17 protein-coding genes are annotated in these 18,772 nt (G+C 54.7%); 13 read left to right on the top strand and 4 right to left on the bottom strand.

The genetic code is table 11. The features are described 5' to 3' along the window. The first annotated feature begins 38 nt into the window (after positions 1–38). The 6 genes from B9A24_RS02140 to B9A24_RS02115 all read left to right on the top strand — a co-directional run bounded on the left by B9A24_RS02140 (position 39) and on the right by B9A24_RS02115 (position 8,196). Positions 39–686 (top strand): lipoprotein signal peptidase, encoded by a 648-nt coding sequence (locus B9A24_RS02140; RefSeq protein ID WP_084443497.1) that lies wholly within the window; start codon positions 39–41, stop codon positions 684–686. Between the two features lie 225 nt (positions 687–911). Beyond that, positions 912–2,867: an ABC transporter ATP-binding protein gene (locus tag B9A24_RS02135; RefSeq protein WP_084443495.1), complete on the top strand. Its 1,956-nt coding sequence runs from the start codon at positions 912–914 to the stop codon at positions 2,865–2,867. A 355-nt stretch (positions 2,868–3,222) separates the two neighbouring features. Then, positions 3,223–5,733, top strand: a complete 2,511-nt coding sequence (gene rnr, locus B9A24_RS02130; RefSeq protein ID WP_084443493.1) for a ribonuclease R — start codon at positions 3,223–3,225, stop codon at positions 5,731–5,733. 323 nt (positions 5,734–6,056) lie between these two features. Further along, the gene (locus B9A24_RS02125) at positions 6,057–7,028 is read left to right on the top strand and encodes a polyprenyl synthetase family protein (protein WP_084443492.1); all 972 of its coding nucleotides are present in this window, start codon (positions 6,057–6,059) and stop codon (positions 7,026–7,028) included. 143 nt (positions 7,029–7,171) lie between these two features. Continuing rightward, a complete protein-coding gene (locus B9A24_RS02120; RefSeq protein ID WP_143434710.1) occupies positions 7,172–7,810 on the top strand; it encodes a rhomboid family intramembrane serine protease in 639 nt (212 codons plus the stop codon). A 110-nt stretch (positions 7,811–7,920) separates the two neighbouring features. After that, positions 7,921–8,196 (top strand): PLD nuclease N-terminal domain-containing protein, encoded by a 276-nt coding sequence (locus B9A24_RS02115; protein ID WP_084443490.1) that lies wholly within the window; start codon positions 7,921–7,923, stop codon positions 8,194–8,196. A gap of 111 nt (positions 8,197–8,307) precedes the next feature. Here the strand turns inward: B9A24_RS02115 and B9A24_RS02110 are convergent, their stop codons facing one another. Then, positions 8,308–8,940, bottom strand: a complete 633-nt coding sequence (locus B9A24_RS02110; RefSeq protein ID WP_084443488.1) for a DUF2939 domain-containing protein — start codon at positions 8,938–8,940, stop codon at positions 8,308–8,310. Between the two features lie 202 nt (positions 8,941–9,142). Here B9A24_RS02110 and B9A24_RS02105 point away from each other — a divergent pair, with 202 nt between their 5' ends. Both B9A24_RS02105 and B9A24_RS02100 read left to right on the top strand, forming a co-directional pair. After that, the gene (locus B9A24_RS02105; RefSeq protein ID WP_084443487.1) at positions 9,143–9,985 is read left to right on the top strand and encodes a glycerophosphodiester phosphodiesterase family protein; all 843 of its coding nucleotides are present in this window, start codon (positions 9,143–9,145) and stop codon (positions 9,983–9,985) included. A 368-nt stretch (positions 9,986–10,353) separates the two neighbouring features. Beyond that, positions 10,354–10,740: a helix-turn-helix domain-containing protein gene (locus B9A24_RS02100; RefSeq protein WP_084443485.1), complete on the top strand. Its 387-nt coding sequence runs from the start codon at positions 10,354–10,356 to the stop codon at positions 10,738–10,740. Between the two features lie 101 nt (positions 10,741–10,841). Here B9A24_RS02100 and B9A24_RS02095 read toward each other — a convergent pair whose 3' ends face one another. From B9A24_RS02095 to recF, 3 genes are all read right to left on the bottom strand, one after another. After that, positions 10,842–11,405 carry an acyl-CoA thioesterase gene (locus B9A24_RS02095; protein ID WP_084443483.1) on the bottom strand — a complete coding sequence of 188 codons (564 nt, stop codon included), beginning with the start codon at positions 11,403–11,405 and terminating at the stop codon, positions 10,842–10,844. Between the two features lie 249 nt (positions 11,406–11,654). Beyond that, complete coding sequence (locus B9A24_RS02090) at positions 11,655–11,972, bottom strand: DciA family protein (RefSeq protein ID WP_234996915.1); 318 nt, start codon at positions 11,970–11,972, stop codon at positions 11,655–11,657. Between the two features lie 93 nt (positions 11,973–12,065). Continuing rightward, entirely contained in the window at positions 12,066–13,172 is a 1,107-nt protein-coding gene (gene recF / locus B9A24_RS02085) for a DNA replication/repair protein RecF (RefSeq protein WP_084443480.1), read from the bottom strand. 196 nt (positions 13,173–13,368) lie between these two features. Here recF and pdhA point away from each other — a divergent pair, with 196 nt between their 5' ends. The 5 genes from pdhA (at position 13,369) to B9A24_RS02060 (ending at position 18,604) form a co-directional block, all read left to right on the top strand. Continuing rightward, positions 13,369–14,421 (top strand): pyruvate dehydrogenase (acetyl-transferring) E1 component subunit alpha, encoded by a 1,053-nt coding sequence (gene pdhA / locus B9A24_RS02080; RefSeq protein WP_143434709.1) that lies wholly within the window; start codon positions 13,369–13,371, stop codon positions 14,419–14,421. A gap of 44 nt (positions 14,422–14,465) precedes the next feature. Beyond that, the gene (locus B9A24_RS02075; RefSeq protein WP_234996914.1) at positions 14,466–15,236 is read left to right on the top strand and encodes a tetratricopeptide repeat protein; all 771 of its coding nucleotides are present in this window, start codon (positions 14,466–14,468) and stop codon (positions 15,234–15,236) included. A 180-nt stretch (positions 15,237–15,416) separates the two neighbouring features. Further along, positions 15,417–15,893, top strand: a complete 477-nt coding sequence (gene ribH, locus B9A24_RS02070; RefSeq protein WP_084443476.1) for a 6,7-dimethyl-8-ribityllumazine synthase — start codon at positions 15,417–15,419, stop codon at positions 15,891–15,893. Positions 15,894–16,140: 247 nt separating this feature from the next. Then, positions 16,141–16,524: a TraR/DksA family transcriptional regulator gene (locus tag B9A24_RS02065; protein ID WP_084443474.1), complete on the top strand. Its 384-nt coding sequence runs from the start codon at positions 16,141–16,143 to the stop codon at positions 16,522–16,524. Positions 16,525–16,699: 175 nt separating this feature from the next. Next, positions 16,700–18,604: a pseudouridine synthase gene (locus B9A24_RS02060; RefSeq protein ID WP_084443472.1), complete on the top strand. Its 1,905-nt coding sequence runs from the start codon at positions 16,700–16,702 to the stop codon at positions 18,602–18,604. Positions 18,605–18,772: the final 168 nt, after the last annotated feature.

Here is an 18,772-nt window from a genome sequence, read left to right as displayed (position 1 = left end):
CCCCCCGGAGCTTGTACTCAAGCGTTATTAGCACAAGAATGAAGTACTGGAAATATTACTTGCTGGCCTTGTTGGTTATCCTCATCGATCAGGTCTCGAAATGGGCAGTGCACACCTACATGGAGCCAGGAATGCCGGGCGAAATTCCGCTCATCGGTGATTGGTTTAAGCTCCATTACACCCTGAATCCGGGCATGGCTTTCGGGGTAGAGCTGCCCGCGCCCTACGGCAAGATCATCCTAACCAGTTTTCGTCTGGTAGCCGTCACGTTTATTGCCTACCTCATTCGCAAGCACAGTTTTCGACATACGCATCCCGGCCTGCTAGCCTGTGGGGGGCTTATTTTGGGCGGCGCCATCGGTAACCTGATCGACTCCATGTTCTATGGCGCAATCTATAATAACGCCCCTTTTGAAGCGCCCACGCCGTGGCTGCACGGGCAGGTAATCGACATGATTTACCTGGACCTGTACGAAGGCTTTTTGCCGATGAGCTGGCCGTTGATTGGTGGTTCTCACCTCTCGCTGTGGCCCATTTTCAATATCGCCGACTCGGCTATCTTCATTGGCGTGGCGTTTATTCTGCTTAATCAAAGCAAGTTCTTTCAGCACGAAGACTCGCCTAAGAACACCGTATTGTCGCCCCGCGATACCGAGCCGACGTCCACTGAGCACGTTCAGCTATAGTAGATAGTTTACTCCGCTAAAAGTCAACGGTCGCTTTAAGAGTGGTTGTCATCCTGACGAAGGAAGGACCTTGTCAAGCCAGAATGATGATCGTTCCAACGACTCGTTTCAGCCTGATAAGGTCCTTCCTTCGTCAGGATGACAAGCGTTTGCCATAACGACTACTGTTTTTAACTAGCTTTGGTGAGTGCGAATCGCTTTCCCAACGAACCCTTTATTTAGCTTATCAACTCCGTGCAGCCTCTTCTCACCGTCTCCAACTTGACTATTGACTTCACCTCTCACCGCGGCGACGTGCGGGCGGTGAACGATGTGTCGTTTGAGCTGCACCGGGGCGAGACGCTGGCTATTGTGGGCGAATCGGGGTCAGGGAAGTCAGTGACGTCGCTGGCGCTGATGGGGCTGATACAAATGCCCCCCGGCCGCGTCACCACGGGTCAGACGCGGTTTCATTCGGAAGAATTGGGAGAAGTGGACTTGCTGAAGCTCTCAGATGAGCAATTGCGGCGGGTGCGAGGCAACGAGATTTCGATGATTTTTCAGGAGCCGATGACCTCGCTCAACCCCGTGCATACCTGCGGGGCGCAGGTGGTGGAGGCGTTGCGCCTGCACACGTCGCTGTCCTCCAAAGAAGCCGAAGCGCGCACCATCGAGCTGTTTGCTACCGCGCAGCTACCGCGGCCGGAGAAGATCTTCAAAGCGTATCCGCACGAAATATCTGGGGGGCAAAAACAGCGGGTGATGATTGCCATGGCCATGGCCTGCAACCCCGCCATTCTCGTTGCCGACGAGCCCACCACCGCACTCGACGTAACGGTGCAGGCGCGTATGCTCCAACTCATCGACGACCTGCGACGCCAGAATAACACGGCTGTTCTCTTTATCACCCACGACCTAGGCGTGGTAGCTGAAATCGCCGACCGCATCCTCGTTATGTATCGGGGAGAGGTGGTGGAGCAAGGCCGCGTGCTCGATATTTTTACCAACCCCCAGCACCCCTATACAAAGGGCCTTTTGGCCTGCCGGCCCAAGCTTTCCGTGGGCAAGCAACGTTTACCCGTTGTAGCCGATTTTATGGCTGAAGACGCTTCCGGCCAGCTTACCGAAATCAGTGCTCCGCAGCCCGAAGCTCCTAGCGTTGAGTTAGATAAGGCCCCAATGCTGACGGAGAACTTGCCGGTCGAAATCCCGAAAATGTTCCACGGGGAACATTTTGCGGCCGTTTCTGCCCCAAAAGGAGCTTCGGAATCTACTATTTCAGCACCTGTTTTAGGGGGCAAATTAGCCGCTGAAAACGGCTTGAAGAAGCCCGAGACCAGCGGGCCGGTGCTGCTGCGGGTTGAAGGTTTGAACGTGCACTTTCCCATCCGTAAAGGCTTGTTCAATCGGACCAAAGAATACGTGCGAGCGGTGGATGATGTGAGCTTCGATATCTATCCTGGGGAGACAGTAGGGCTGGTAGGCGAGTCGGGCTGCGGCAAGACGACGCTGGGTCGAGCCTTACTGCGCTTAGTGGAACCAACGGCAGGTCGCATTCTGTTCGAAGGCACTGACCTGGCTACGCTGCCGGCGGGTGAGTTGCGGCGGCGGCGGCGCGAGTTCCAGATGGTGTTTCAGGACCCCTACGCGGCACTCAACCCCATGATGACGGTAGGCGAGGCCATCATCGAGCCTATGCAGGTGCACGGCGTGGGCGGCACCAAACAACAGCAAAAAGCCAAGGTAATGGAGCTACTGCGCACCGTAGGGCTGCGCGAGGAACATTACCTGCGCTATCCGCACGAGTTTTCGGGTGGGCAGCGCCAGCGCATTTGCATTGCGCGGGCGTTAGCCTTGCAGCCCAAGTGCATCATTTGTGACGAGTCGGTGTCGGCGCTGGACGTGTCGGTACAGGCTCAGGTATTAAATCTGCTGAACCAGTTGAAGCGGGACTTTGGCATTACTTACCTTTTTATCACTCACGACTTGTCGGTGGCTCGGTTCATGTCGGATCGGCTGCTGGTGATGAATAAGGGGCAGATTGTGGAGAGCGGACCCGCCGCTGATGTGTATGCCAACCCCCAGCAAGAGTACACGCGCACCTTGCTCAGTGCCATCCCCAAGGATGAGCCCTCTGATATTCGGGCAGCTCAGGCCCGGCGGGCGGCGGAAGTAGCCCCCAACCTAGCCGTTGGGATGTAACGCGAAGCGGTGCTTCGCTCGTTGAACGACTAACGCTGGGTGGCTTTTTGCAACGACTTAATCCGCTAAACAACGAGCGAAGCACCGCTTCGCGTTACACTCAACGATTCGCCAAATTGCTACCTCGCAATAATTTCATAACCCATCATTATCCGCAGGAAATAGTTATTTTCTTTAATATTTCGTAGTATCTACTTTGGTGCGGAAACACTTACTTCCGCCCACTTTTAATCGCCTTTCCGGCGACTTCTAATTTTTGCTTAACCCCGGAGAAACGCACCTGCGTATACTCCAACCTACCTATTTTCCGGCCGCCTGCGAAAACGACAACCACTGGGCGGCACCTTCTTTTCGAATGAAGAAACAAGATGAATCTGCAGCTCCCCGCGCCCCTCGCGCGAAAGCTGCCCGCGGCGAAAAAGCCGCCGTTGCCCCCGTTACCAAAACGCAAGTGTACCGGGTATTTGCCGACAACCCCGGCAAAGTATTTTCCTACCGTCAACTCTCGCGCCGCTTGGGCGTGACCACCAAAGAGCAGCGCGACGAAGTGTTTGATCACCTCAAAGCCCTGCGCAAATCCAATCAGCTTACCCACCTCCAGAACGACGACTACCGCCTCACCGATCCGGCCGCCGCGCGCGTGCAGCCCGACGCCGGCCAGCGCCCCGAGCGTAGTCGCAACCGGGGGGGCAAATCCCGGCCGGATGGCGCCGCCATTGAGGCCCAGTTTGGACAAGATCCGTTGGTACACCGCCGCCGTGATGCTGGCTTCGACTTCCCCGGCGATGACCGCCAACGCTCCCGCGAGCGGCCCGGCGGCTCGGGCGGCGACGTTATTACCGGTAAGGTGGCGCTGGCCACCAACAAGTACGCTTTCGTAGTAAGCGAGGAAAGCGAGAACGACATTCGCGTGTTCACCGACCGCCTGAAGTTTGCCATGAACGGTGACACGGTACGCGTGCGTCTGCGCGGTGAGCGCGACGGCCGGCCGGTGGGCGACGTGGTGGAAGTACTCAAGCGGGAGCGGGAGGAAGTAGTGGGCCAGCTGACGGTGCAGAACGCCGGCTTCGGCTTCGTATCGCCCGACCACCGCAAGATGTACTTCGACGTATTTGTGCCCCACGAAGGCCTCAACGACGCCCGTAGCGGCGAGAAGGTACTCGTGCGCATCACGGAGTGGCCCGACGACCCCGGCCGCCAGCCAGTGGGCGAAATCGTGCGCTCCTTTGGACAGGCCGGCGAGAACGAGGCCGAGATCAACGCCATCATGGCGGAGTTCGGGCTGCCGTTTGAGTTTCCCCAGGATGTGGAAGAAGAGTCGGAAGGCATTTCGGACCGCATTAAGGAAGAAGAAATTGCCCGCCGCCGCGACTTCCGTGCCATCACCACCTTCACCATTGACCCCGCCGACGCCAAGGACTTTGACGACGCGCTATCCATCCAAAAGCTGGAAAACGGCCACTGGGAAATCGGTGTTCACATTGCCGACGTGACCCACTACGTGCGGCCCGAGTCGATGCTGGAGCGGGAAGCCCGCCACCGCGCGACTTCGGTTTACCTGGTCGACCGCGTGATTCCGATGCTGCCCGAGCGCCTGTCAAATGGTCTATGCTCATTGCGGCCGAATGAAGACAAGCTGACCTTTTCGGCTGTGTTTGAGCTGGACGAAAACGGCAAGCTCTACGACTCGTGGTTTGGCAAAACCGTTATTCACTCCGACCGGCGCTTTGCCTACGGCGACGCCCAGGAGCGCATCGAAACCGGTGAGGGTGACCTTGCCGAGGAGGTGAATACCCTGAACAACATTGCCAAAAAGCTCTCGGCCCAGCGCTTCAAGAAAGGAGCTATCGGCTTCGAAACGCAGGAGGTAAAATTCCAGCTGGATGAGAACGGTAAGCCGGTGGGTGTGTACGTGAAGGAGCGCCAGGATGCGCACAAGCTCATTGAGGAGTTTATGCTGCTGGCCAATCGCAAGGTGGCCGACTTCGTGTTCCAGAAAAAGAAGACCAAGCCGCGCTTCACCATGGTGTATCGTACTCACGATGCCCCCGATGCTGACCGCTTGCAGAACTTCGCTTTGTTCGCCAAAAAGTTCGGTCATGATCTGAATCTGGACAACCCCAAGAAGCTTAGCAACGAGTTGAACAGCCTGTCGGAAGACGTGGTGGGCAAGCCCGAGCAGAACGTGATTCAGACCCTGGCTATTCGGACCATGGCCAAGGCCAAGTACACCACCGAACCGCTGGGCCACTTCGGTCTGGCCTTCGACCACTATTCGCATTTCACCTCGCCCATCCGTCGCTACCCCGACATGATGGCGCACCGCCTGCTGGAACATTACCTGCAGGGGGGCAAAAATGTGGAAGCTGAGGCCGTGGAGGAAGAGTGCAAACACTCCTCGGAGCGCGAGAAGCTGGCCGCGAATGCCGAGCGCGCCAGCATCAAATACAAGCAGGTAGAGTACATGGCCGCCCGCGTAGGCGAGCAGTTCAAGGGCGTGGTATCGGGCCTTACCGAGTGGGGCATGTACGTGGAAGTGGAGGAGAATAAGTGCGAAGGCATGATCCGCATCAGCGATATTCCCGGCGACTTCTTCGAGCTGGACAAGGACAACTACCGCCTCGTCGGTCAGCGCAGCAAGCGCATCATTCAGTTCGGCGACGAACTGCAAGTCATTGTAAAAGCAGCCAACCTGCTCGACCGCACCATCGACTTTGAGCTAGTGGATGAGCGCCCCATGGCCCAGCGCCGCAACGACCCGCCGCGCCGCGAGGAAAGCGGCCGTGGTCGTCGGTCAGAGCGAGGACCTGAGCAGGGCGGCAAAAGCAGTGGTGGTCCGGGTGGTGGCGGTAAGCGCCGGCGCTAACAACGATTGGCTTCACCCCCCGGCCCCCTCTCCTAGGGGAGAGGGGGAGCCATATGGTTGGCCTGCGCAGCACCTTCGGCTTTCACCTCCGTAACCGCTACCATGCTAGCAATGGAATTAAGACCTTGTAAATAGAAAAAGCCCGCGACAGTAAGTCGTTGGCTTTTTTTTGTACTAGAACACACCCTCCGGTAGCGGTTACGGAGGCGCAAGCCGACGCAGCCGCGTAGGCCGAGCGTCGGGCTCCCCCTATTTTTGGGAGAGGGGGCCGGGGGGTGAGGCCCAACGTCCGTACCTTTCCGCTCTAACACAATTTGCCCCCTGTGAGCCCCACTGATTTCACGCAAAAAATAACCGCCGCCCTGGCTACTCTTGACTACGGCCAGCAGCCAATTGCCCTCTATGAGCCCATTCGCTACATCATGGCTCTGGGTGGCAAGCGTATCCGCCCCCTGCTTACCCTCATGGGCGCCCACCTCTTCACCGACAAGCTGGACCCCGTGCTACGGCCGGCGCTGGCGACCGAAGTCTTCCACAATTTTACCCTACTCCACGACGACATCATGGACCAGGCGCCCTTGCGCCGGGGCCAACCCACGGTGCACGAGAAATGGAACGCCAACGTGGCCATCCTTAGCGGCGACGTGATGGTGGTGCGGGCCTACGAGCTGTTTCTGGACGTGCCACCGACCTTGCTGCCGACGGCGCTGCGCAAGTTCAGCCAGACGGCTGCCGAGGTCTGTGAGGGTCAGCAGTGGGACATGGATTTCGAAACCAATGAGCAGGTCACCATCGAGCAATACATGGATATGATTCGGCTGAAAACGGCCGTGCTGCTCGGCTTCTGCCTGGAGTTGGGTGCCTTGCTGGGTGGCGCTTCACCCGAAGATGCCGACCACCTGCGCCAGTTCGGAACCGACGTGGGCATTGCCTTTCAGCTACGCGACGATCTGCTCGACGTGTACGGCAACGCGGCCACCTTCGGCAAGCGCGTGGGCGGCGACATTGTGTCGGATAAAAAGACCTTTCTGCTGCTCACGGCCCAGGCCCAGGCAAAAGCCCCCCAGCAAGCCGTGCTGGCTCAGTACCTCGGCCAGCCTACTGCCGACGCTGCCGCCAAGGTCCAGGCAATTACGGAAGTGTACGACCAGCTCGGTATCCGCTCCCAAACGGAAGCGCTTATCAACGACTACTTCCAGGATGCCCTCCAGCACCTGGAGCGCGTGGACGCGCCGGCCGAGCGCAAGGCTCTCCTGCGGCAATGGGCTCTGGAGCTGATGGCCCGCGAAAGCTAAGCCTGGGTTTTGGCCTGATTTGGGCTCGCTCTGCGCATTTCGCTCCCCAGCGTAGTTTCTCCACCTTCTCCAAGCCGACGAAAGCGCCAGGAAGCCGTACAATGCGGCTTCCCTTATTTCTCCTTTTACTTCTCTGTTTTCTAATGCTGAATCTGAACGTTGTACTCGCCCTCATAATCCTGACGGGGGGCATTTCTTTATACGCCTGGTCGAACGCTAGCTTGCGCGAAAGCTGGATTATGACGCCCTTCCTGGTGCGCCGTCGTAACGAGTGGTATCGCTTCCTCACCTCCGGTTTCCTGCACGCCGACTGGATGCACCTCATCTTTAACATGATTGCCTTCTACTCTTTTGGGCAATTAATTCAGGATGTCTTCGTGCAGGTATTCGGGCCGATGGGGGGCATCTGGCGCTTCCTGCTACTGTACCTGGGGGGCATTATTGTGTCGGATATTCCTACCTACGTACGCCACCGCAACGACCCCGACTACCACAGCCTGGGCGCGTCGGGCGGGGTGGCTTCCGTGGTTTTCTCGGCTATTCTCTTTAATCCTGTGCAGGGCGGCATCTACATTTTCCCCATTCCGTTTGCCATTCCGGGAGTCATCTTTGGGGTGCTGTACCTGGCTTATTCTTACTACCAAGGCCGCAAGCAAGGCGATAATATCAACCACGACGCGCACTTTTACGGGGCGCTGTACGGTATTCTGCTCACGCTTGCATTAGTACCCGCGTCAGCTTCTATTTTCTGGAATGAAGTGCAGGCTTATCTATTTAAATAGCTGACTGTCAAACGTTTAGTATATATAAATAAGCATAATCATATCTATTGCCTCAGCAGGTGCGTAAAGGAGGTCTTTCAAGCACATCTCTCCTTCCAACTTCACCTGCTATGAACAATCTTCTCACTTTAACCAAACGTCTGCCGGGAGCGGCCCTGTCACTTTCTCTTTCGCTGGCTTTCCTGCTCAGCAGTTGCTCCGGTCGTCGTAGCGATGGCACCACTACTATCGCTGGGATTATTTATCTAGCGCTGGCCGTTTTTGCTGTTATCAGCCTTATTAAGCAAGATTGGTCAATTGGCAAGAAAATCATCTGGGGCTTGGTCATTTGGTTCTTCCCGTTCTTGGGCTCCATCATCTACTTCTTGTTTTCAGGCCGCAAATAGGCCTTAATCGCCCACACAAAAGCCCCAACGCTAAGTAGCGTTGGGGCTTTTGTGTGGTATAAATATGTGTTGAATCGTTGGTCGATGACCGAGCACTACGAGGGAAAGCCGTTACTTATTGCCCTTCAGCAGTCGTTGCTTTTCCAGTCGAGCTGTGCGCTTGATCAAAGTGCCCATATTAGCTATTTCCGTCACGCGCCAATAGTCACCCTGGTCCAGCATTTTCAATTCCAGAACGAGCGTCGTGTCGTATTGAGGCTGCGTGATTTCCAGCCCGACCAAAGTTTGCGCATCCTGTTGATTTACATATTTAATCCCTTTGAATTGCGGGTTTGAACCAATTACGCGTCCGGCCAGTCCCAGCACCGACACGTTTATTCCGCCGATATTTTGCCCCCCAGCCGCTGCCTGTTCCGCCGAGCCCGTCTCAATGTAGCGTCTCACTTCCTGTCGCGCCGATTGCGCCAGTTGAGGCTTCAGTAGCCGTAAGGCGCTTTGAATAAGCGCTCCATTCATGTGTAGCCCTTCCAGCGACGAGCTTTCCTCAGATACCTGGTCTACTAAGTTGCGCGCTACTTTGTCAACATCCACGTAGCGTTCAAAGGCGGCCACATCATGCGTGCGCACGGCATTAGCAGCCTGCGCGAGGGAGTATTGTGGACTGGCCGCAACTACCGTACGGTAGTACCAGTAACCGCCTGCTACTAAAATAACCAATAATCCGAGCAACAACGCTTTCTTCATAAAATGTGGTAAAAGGGCAACGAATACAACTTAGGAGGGGCCAAAGTACCGCAATTCACTGCTGGCAACATGCCTGAGTGAAGTACCTAAACGCTATCTGGACACAAAATCTTATGATTGCCGCCTGGGGGGCTTTTTTGCCTCGTAAACCTAATCTACGCAAGTCGTCTACGCGTATTCAGGGTTCCCTAACCCCCCAGAAATGCCCCCCAAGCCCATTATCATCCCCGAAATACACGGTCATCGTGGTTGCCGCGGCCTACGTCCCGAAAATACCCTTGCGGGGTTTATGCATGCTTTGGAGTTGGGGGTAGATGCCTTGGAATTAGATGTCGTTATTTCAGCCGACGAGCAGGTAGTGGTTTCGCATGAACCCTGGCTTTCAGGTGCCTTCTGTCGAGATGCCGCCGGCAAGCGCATCGACCCAACCAGGGAGCGTTTGCACAACCTTTTCCAGCTGCCTTACGCCGCCATCCGTCGCTGCGATTGTGGCTCCATAGGAAACCCTAGCTTTCCGCGTCAGGTGCCAGAGACTGCTTACAAGCCTCTGTTGCAGGAAGTCATTACGAAGGGTAATGACTACGCTCAGCGGCTCGGCCGTCCACTCCCATTATTTAGTATTGAAATAAAATGCAGTCCTGCCGGCGATGGCAAATTTCATCCCTCGCCCGAGCACTTTCTGGAGTTGGTACTAGCCGTTGTGCATGCCACTGATATAGCTGGTCAAACCACCCTGCTGAGCTTTGATAAACGGGTCTTGCAAGTGGCCCACAACCAGATTTCATCTTTGCCTCTATCCTTATTAGTGGAGGATGACCAACCGCTGGCTAAGCATCTAAGTGAGCTTGGGTTCGTGCCTGCCGCCTACGGTCCTGAGCACGCCCTCGTCGATGAGAAATTGGTGGCAGAGGTACATGCCTGCCGCATGCGGCTTATCCCCTGGACGGTGAATGAACCAGTCGAAATGCAACGCCTCATTGCGCTCGGCGTCGACGGTATCACCACTGATTATCCTGACCTCTTGGTGCATTTACTGGCACACTAATCATTATTCGGCAGGAATGGACATCTGTCTAGCAGATGATCACGCGCTGTTTTATTAGTGAGGGCTAAGCGAGTATCTGTACAAATGGCTGATTTCAGAGTAGAGTGTGCTGTTACATATGTCCAAACATAAAAAAGGGCTTTTCTGGCTTATTTAAGCTGTTTCATCTTGAAGCTGTACAGATGTAACACAAACTGTAACGATAGTCGATGTTACAGTGTATGTGTAAAGCGGCATTGTTGCGTGTTACGTAGTGTATCAGTGTATTGTATTTACACACTGTGTAACTGTACGTTTTTACGTTCACATTTGTACATGTGAAACAAATTAAACACCTTTACAACCTCACTGATTCCTAACGCTTGCTTATGCCGCACCAGGGCAAAATTCTTCAAGATGCCATCAAAAATAGTGGTATTTCCATCACTCGCATCGTGGAGGAACTGGGTATTACGCGTCCAACCATCTATCGCAAGTTCAAGGAGGAAACACTTGATTACGGTTTTGTAAAACAAGTTGGTGACATCATTACGCATGATTTTTCTCAGGACTTTACATCGTTACAACAAGCGACGCTGCCATTTGTGTCCGGTACACCTGGTGTTGCTGTTACAAGCACTGTAACACAACGTTCAGCACCACTACAATTGAACGATAATGATCCAACTAAGCAGTTTATGGCTCTTCAGGCTAAGTATATAGCGCTGTTAGAAGCCTATAATGAGCTCTTGTTGAAAGTGTATGGGCCTAAGTGACAAATATGTTCCACGTGAAACATAGGGTCGTTACGAACGTGTATTGGCATTTAAATGATAGGGTGGGCATTTGACTGAAGTAGTATTAAAGCAAAGCGATTTTAGTAGCCCAACTGACAGTTCTCATTGCCTAGTAAGTCGAGTTGCTGCGCCACGGCCAGTAGGGAGCGAGCGTTGTCAAACTCAGCGCTGAACTGAGCTTTGAGCTCCTTGCGTTTGATAGATTCCAGGAAGCGCCGCGTATCGTCGGGGGTTTCTAATACCAGGCCGGGCACTGGGGTAGGGCGACCGTCATCATCCTTGGCCACCATCGTGAAATAGGAAGTGTTGGTATGCTTCACGGTGCCGGTGCGAACGTCTTCAGCAATGACCTTGATACCGATGACTAGTGAAGTCCGGCCTACGTAGTTGACTGAGGCCAGCAAGGACACCAGCTCGCCCACTTCCACCGGCTGCAAGAAATTTACGCCGTCCACGCTCACCGTTACGCAGTAAGTGCCGGCGTGTTTGGCAGCAGCGGCATAGGCCACCTTATCCATTAGCGACAACAGAATGCCGCCATGAATTTTGCCCCCCAGATTGGCATAAGAAGGAATCATAAGCTCGGTGAGCGTGACCCGCGAGTGGGACACTAGTCGGAAGTCAGGGAGGAGGGAGGTTGACATGAGAACGGGAGAAATAGAAGTAGTACAGTAGAAGTATCTATCGAGCTATTTTAGCTTAGAAGAGTTTGAATTAGTCAGAACAGAGTAGCAACTCAACCTCCATTAAGCGACGATTGATTTCATGCCGTTCTTATCAAGGACGCTGTTTACACCTGATTAGTCTTGTTATCAGTAACAGAGAAGAGAGCCGCAAAACTGCGGCTCTCTTCTCTGTTACTGATAACAGCTTACCTACTACAATGACAAAGCCTAGAGAAAGATCACCTCTTTGATAACGGTTTCACCAACCTCATCATTGATAAGCTCCATGACGCGCGTCTTGGCCATCACCAGCTCATGCTTCAGTGGGGCCGAGCTCAGGCGCACGAACAGCTTACCGTTGCTGATGTATATCTCCTGGGTCTTCAGCGCCACGGCCTTTCCCATGATGCGCTCCCAGCTTGACACTACGAATACCTCATTCAACTTCCCTTGTAAGCGATAGGCTTTCAGCAAAGCCTTGATACCATCCTTCAACGGGACTATATCAGCTTGGCGGGAGTTGTCGGAAGCGCTTGGTCTTTTCAAGGCAATATAATACACTAATGCGCGAGCCAGAGGGCAGAATAGCCGCTGGGAGGCAAAAGCAGGTGCCTGCAAAGGTACGTTATTCCAGCCCGGCTAGAGAGTTGTGACCGTACCGTTCTGCACCGCAAAGCGCGCTACCTGCTCAGAGATAGTAGCTAGGATTCGGTCGGTGCGCTCCAGGTGCGTATCGGTAAGAAAGACCTGCCCAAAGGTATGCTCAGCTACCAGCTGCATGAGGCGGGTGATGCGCTTTTCATCCAGGCGGTCGAAGATGTCATCTAGGAGAAGCAGGGGCTTATGCTGCTTGCGGCTGGCAAAGATCTCGAACTGGGCCAGCTTGAGGGCAATGGCATACGACTTCTGCTGGCCCTGCGAGCCGTAGCCTTTTACCGGCAGCTCATCCATTAGAAAAGTGAAGTCATCTTTGTGGGGTCCAATAGTAGTGCGCTGGAGCATAATATCACGCCGCTCATTGGTGCGGAGCAGATGAGCAAAGTCAGCGCCGGGCAGCTGGCTTTTATACTCCAATGTCACCTGTTCCCGGCCATCAGCCAGCTGCTGGTAATGGCGCTGAAAAAGGGGAGTAAACTCGGTCAGGAATTGCTGCCGTCGCTCCATAATTTGTCCCCCGGCAGGTACCAACTGTTCGTCGAGTACCAGCAAATAGTCCCGGTCGTAGCCCCGGCCATCAGCAGCCATCTTTAGGAGCGCATTGCGCTGACGCAGCAGATTGGAGTAAGTAATGAGCAGCTCCAGGTAATCATGATCGAGCTGCGAGATCAGGCTATCGAAATACTTACGGCGCTCCTCGCTACCCTCCCGAATCAGGTCGGTATCGTAGGGCGAGATGAGCACCACAGGAAAGCGACCTATATGATCCGCGATACGCTCGTACGCTTGCTTGTTGCGAGTAACCACTTTCTTTTGGCCAACCCGTAGGCTGCACTGAATAGTGTCGGCATCGGCAGGGGGCGTTTGGAAGCGGCCTTTCACCACGAAGAACTCAGCGCCCTGCTTAATGCTTTGCGCATCAGCAGTAGCAAAGGCGCTACGGGTGAGCGACAGGTAGTGGATAGCGTCAAGCAGATTCGTCTTGCCACTTCCGTTGTCGCCGACGAAGCAATTGATGTGGGGAGAGAAAGCCAACGTGGCTTCGTCGTAGTTTTTAAAGAATAACAGGTGTAGGCTTTCCAGAATCATCCGGTTCGAAATTGCAATCCTTTTGCGTACTTTCGCATCCCAAACGCGAACAACCGAAAGCACGATGGCGGAGACGAAAGTAAAGGCTGACTCAAAAGCGACTAAGTCGGCAAAAAAAGCGGCAAGCCCGAAAGCCACTTCCAACGGTAACGACGCAGCGTCGGTTACCAAGACAGTAAACCAACCTGACTCGGGCTTGCCACCCTCTAACGAAGAGGCAAAGGAAGCCACTGGCGCGCCTAAAGCCACGATACCTGCCAAACCCCAATTTCCTAAAGAGGTTTACCTGCAGTGGTATGAGCAGATGCAGCTCATGCGCAAGTTTGAGGAAAAGGCTGGACAGCTCTACGGGCAGCAAAAGATCAAAGGGTTCTGCCACCTGTATATCGGCCAGGAAGCTTGCGTGGCTGGGGCCGTAACGGCGCTTACCAAAGACGATAAGTGGATCACCGCTTACCGCGACCATGCGCATCCGCTGGCGCTAGGCACGTCGCCTAATGCTATCATGGCTGAGTTGTTTGCTAAGGCTACTGGTTGCTCCAAAGGCAAAGGCGGCTCCATGCACATGTTCGATAAGGACGTTAACTTCATGGGCGGCCACGGCATCGTGGGCGGCCAGGTTCCGCTGGGTGCTGGTATTGCTTTTTCCGAAAAGTATAACAAGACCGGTAACCTCTGCATCTGCTACATGGGCGACGGTGCCGTGCGCCAGGGAGCCTTGCATGAGGCCTTCAATATGGCTATGCTGTGGAAATTGCCGGTCATCTTCGTGATCGAGAACAACGGCTACGCGATGGGCACCGCAGTGCAGCGCAGCTCCAACGTAACGGAGCTATACACGCTGGGAGAAAGCTACGATATGCCATCGTTCCCGGTGAATGCCATGAACGTAGAAGATGTGCACGAGGCCGTAGCCCAGGCCGCTGAGCGCGCCCGCGCCGGCGAAGGCCCTACGTTGCTCGAGTTCAAGACCTACCGCTACAAGGGCCACTCCATGAGTGACCCGGCTAAGTATCGTACGAAAGAAGAATTGGAAGACTATCGCTCGCGCGATTCCATTGAGGCTGTCCGTCATACTATCCTGACGAACAACATGGCCACCGAGGACGAACTGAATGCCATTGATGAGCAAATCAAAGCGGCCGTAAACGAGTCCGTGGAATTTGCTGAAACTTCCCCTTATCCAACTGCCGACGAGCTCTACAAAGACGTGTACGTGCAGCAGGACTATCCTTACATCCGCGACTAACCGTCGATTTTTCCCAGCCGCGAGGCTGATTTTTGCCCCCCGCAATGTCGAAGATTCCCTACACGCGCAATACTCCGAATGCCCGCCAACGGACAGAGGTACCCGCAGATCCCAACCAGCCCATCACGGACGGTGTAACCGAGCATCCGTTGATGGAAGACCCCGACGCGCTGGCCACCCGGCTGGTAGAGTCAGAAGATTTCGTACGGCGCAATAAGACGGCCTTGCTAAGCTTGCTGGCTGTCGTGGTGCTGGCCGTAGTTGGCGGTTTTGCTTACTATACCTGGCGTACTACCCAGAACGAAAAAGGGCAGGCTGCCATGTATCAGGCGGTAAACTATTGGGAGGCTGACTCACTGAATAAAGCGCTCAAAGGCGACGGGCAGTACGATGGCTTGGCTGCTGTCACTTCCGAATATAATGGGACGAAAGCCGCTAATCTGGCCAACTTCTATGCTGGTGTAGCTGCCTTGAAAGATGGTAAATACCAAAATGCCATTGATTATCTGGAAGATTTCACATCGGACGATTTGCTGGTGCAAGCTCGTGCCTATGCCTTGACCGGTGATGCTTACCTGGAATTGAACAAGTTCAAAGAGGCCGCTGATCAGTATGAGAAGGCTGCTAATTATAAGTCTAACGAGTACTTCTCGCCCGGCTACCTGATGAAGGAGGCTACGGCCCGCGAGCTTGCCAAAGACTACGACGGGGCGATGAAAGCTTACACCCGGATTGTAGACGAGTACCAGAATGCTGCCGAGGTTAGGGAAGCGAAGCAGTACCTAGCCCGCGTGCAGGCAGTGGCTGGCAAATAGGCCTTTTGGATTCGCAGAGTCCGCGGATCAACTAAGCAAATGTGACAAAAGGAAAAGGGCGGTTTCATACCGTCCTTTTCTTTTTGTCAGTACTAGTGTTTTTGACAACTCTTCGAAGATTAAGTAATAATAGGAAGTCTTAGTCAGTCCAATACAATCATTCCGCAAAACCTGTGATTAATGGCAACCGCCCTTAAAAATCTTAGCGATTATAATTCTGACCACTTCGTTGACATTGCTGATAAGCGCTTTGGCTTGGTGGTGGCCGAGTGGAACCGTGAAATCACGGACATACTCAGCGCTGGCGCTTACGAGACCTTGCTCAAGCATGGCGCTCAGGCCGATAATATTTTCCGTAATACAGTGCCAGGCAGCTTTGAGCTGACATTGGGCGCGCAACTGTTGGCCCAGCACGAAGAAATTGATGCCGTTATCTGTTTGGGGGTAGTTATCAAAGGCGACACAAAGCATGATGACTACATCTGCCACGCGGTAGCCAACGGCATCACCAACGTGGGATTGAAATATAACAAGCCCGTCATCTTCGGCTTAGTGACAACGAATACGCTGGAGCAGGCTTGGGACCGGGCGGGGGGCAAACATGGGAACAAAGGAGTAGAGGCAGCCGTAGCGGCTATCCAAATGCTCGGCTTTTGATTCAGGAGCGGAACCAACTTTCGTAAGATGAAGGTATTGTGGTCAATTAGCGCACAAAACTGTAGCTTTGCGCCCAAATGCTCCAATGGAATCCGTGAAAATACTAAAGTCGTAACTCCCTGAAGGCATTTTACTTCTAACAACTAAACTGGTTATGCCGGCGTTAGGAGGGGTATCAAGCTGATCTTTGTTTTAAAAAAGGTTGGCTAATTAGTTTACATTCAATAGTTTACTTTTCCGAGCTGACATGAGTGAAGAAACCATACGCTACTCCAGAGAAGACCTGGCGGAGTTCGAAGAGATTATCCAGGACAAGCTTACGGCCGCCCGTAAGGAGGTGTCATTTATCAAAGAAACACTGAGCCGCCGCAACGATTCGGGTACCGACAATACAGCTTCATCATCCAAAGTATTGGAAGACGGTGCTGATACGGCCGAAAAAGAAAGCATGAACCAGTTGGCTTCGCGCCAGATGAAGTTCATTCAGCAGTTGGAGAATGCGCTGGTGCGCATCAAAAACGGCACCTACGGTGTGTGCATCGGTACCGGCAAATTGATTCCAAAGGAGCGCTTACGGGCTGTGCCGCATACCCAGCACTCCATTGAGGCTAAAATGGCGCGCCGCGACTAACAGCTTTCCTGCTACTTACAGAATTGCCCGGACTTGCGACCGGCTACCCACGGCAGGGTTGCGGCGCAGGTTCGGGCACTGTTTTGATGACTAGTGCGTTAGCATCACCTCGTCTTATTTAGCGATATTTACTTTCTAACCGTACCGTAGCGATACGGCACTTACTTCCCCGACCATGGGCAAAAAGCACAAACCCGATTTTAATGCCGGCCGCAACGGCCGCAACGACTCCCGCCCCTCCGGTAATACGGGCGGCTCCGAGGGCTTCCGCAAATTCTCGGACCGCCCCGCTAATCGGGATGGCAACGACTCCCGCCGTGGCAGCGACTTCCCTTCGCGCCCTGCTTTTGGTCGGCCTAATACTGGGGGTAATACTGCCGGTGGTAGTCGCTCTGGTGGAGGAAACGCGGGGGGCAAATTTGGTGATAGAAGCAGCCGGCCAACTGGCGGCGATTTCAACCGGGGTGAAGAGCGCGGGCCGCGCGGCAACTTTGCCCCCCGGCGCGATGGCGACAGCCGGCCTCCTTTCAATCGCAACAACAATGAGCGGTCCCCGCGCTCGTTTGATCGTGACGCTCCCCGTCGCTTTGATGACCGCCGCGAAGGTGGTTTCGGTCGTGGTGACCGTGACCGCGCTGACGAGCGGCCCGCGCAACCTTATCAGCCCAAGGCCAACTGGCCGGGTCAGCCATATCGGCAGGAAGGCAAGCCAGCCGTTCCGCGCGGCGGAGCGGGTGAGCGCAACCGAAAATTTAACAAGATCAATCCTTTCGAAACTGATAAGCCGGCGCCTGCTAAGACTCCATACGAGCCCGATACTCGCCGCGACTCACGAACCGACGAGTCGGGCCCGGACCGGCCGATACGTCCGGCGCGGCCGTTCGATTTTAAAAATGCCCCCCAGGACAGAGATTCTGACCGCGACGACCAGCGCCGCGAGGGTGGCTACGACCGCCGCGACCGCAGCGAAGGCAGCTTTGGCAAACCACGCCGCGACGAAGACCGGGGCAACTTTGCCCCCCGCGACGACCAGCGCCGCGAGGGTGGTTTTGGCAACCGCAACGCGGATGATAAGCGCGGCAATTTTGCCCCCCGCAGCACTGGTGAGCGCGGCAGCTACGGTGACCGGAACAATGCCGGTAGCCGCGACCGCGACTTCGGTACCTCTGCTCCCCGTGATGCCCGGCCCTTTAGTGAGCGTCCGGCGCGGCCCGAGAATCGGCCAGCGCGTGATGCCAGCAGTAACCGGGCAGATAAGCCCAAGCGCGACGAAGTGCCCGGCGAATCACCCGCTTACAAGAACCTGAAGTTTTACGAGGAGGATAAAACCCGCGGCAACAAGCGTCGGCGGGAGGAAGACGATTCGGCCGGCGACACGCTGCGCCTGAATCGCTACATCGCTAACGCGGGGGTTTGCTCACGCCGCGAGGCGGATGCGCTTATTGCCGCCGGCGAGATTCGAGTGAATGGCGAGGTCGTTACCGAAATGGGCTATCAGGTGCAGCCCACTGATACGGTGCAGTATGGCAAAACCAACCTCAAGCGCGAAAAAGAGGTATATGTGCTGCTCAACAAGCCGAAAGACTTCATTACTACCACCGACGACCCGGAAGGCCGCAAAACAGTAATGGATCTGGTGGCTACGGCTTCTAAGGAGCGCATTTTCCCAGTTGGCCGCCTGGACCGCAATACGACTGGTCTACTACTGTTTACCAACGATGGCGAGGTAGCCCAGAAGCTCACTCACCCTTCGCATAAGAATAAAAAGATCTATCAGGTAGAGCTGAACACGCCGCTTACCGAAGAGCATCTGCGCCAGATTGCTGAAGGCGTAGAGCTGGAGGATGGCAAAGCCGAAGTAGATGATGTGGCCGTGGTGGCCGGCAACGCGCACTTTGTGGGCGTGGAGCTGCACATTGGTCGTAACCGTATCGTGCGCCGCATTTTCGAGCATTTGGGCTACGAAGTAGTAACCCTAGACCGGGTGCAGTACGCGGGCCTTACCAAAAAAGATTTGCCCCGCGGCAAGTGGCGCTATCTAAACGAGAAAGAAGTTATCCGCCTGAAGTATTTCTTGTAAGAAGCAACCTACGGACGCCTTACCGACTCATGATCAAGTCGGTAAGGCGTTCATCTGCTTTTGGGCCTCTCCGCCGCGTTCAGCTTTTCCATCTAGTTACTCTCGACTGCTTTAACGGCTACTATCGTTAGCGGCTTCTTCTTAAGAAGAACTGACTACGCCAGTATC

It is taken from the genome of Hymenobacter roseosalivarius DSM 11622 (genome assembly GCF_900176135.1).
In the GTDB taxonomy this organism is placed as follows: domain Bacteria; phylum Bacteroidota; class Bacteroidia; order Cytophagales; family Hymenobacteraceae; genus Hymenobacter; species Hymenobacter roseosalivarius.
The sequence above is the reverse complement of the archived record's forward strand: the minus strand, read 5'-3'. Positions and strand labels throughout refer to the sequence as shown.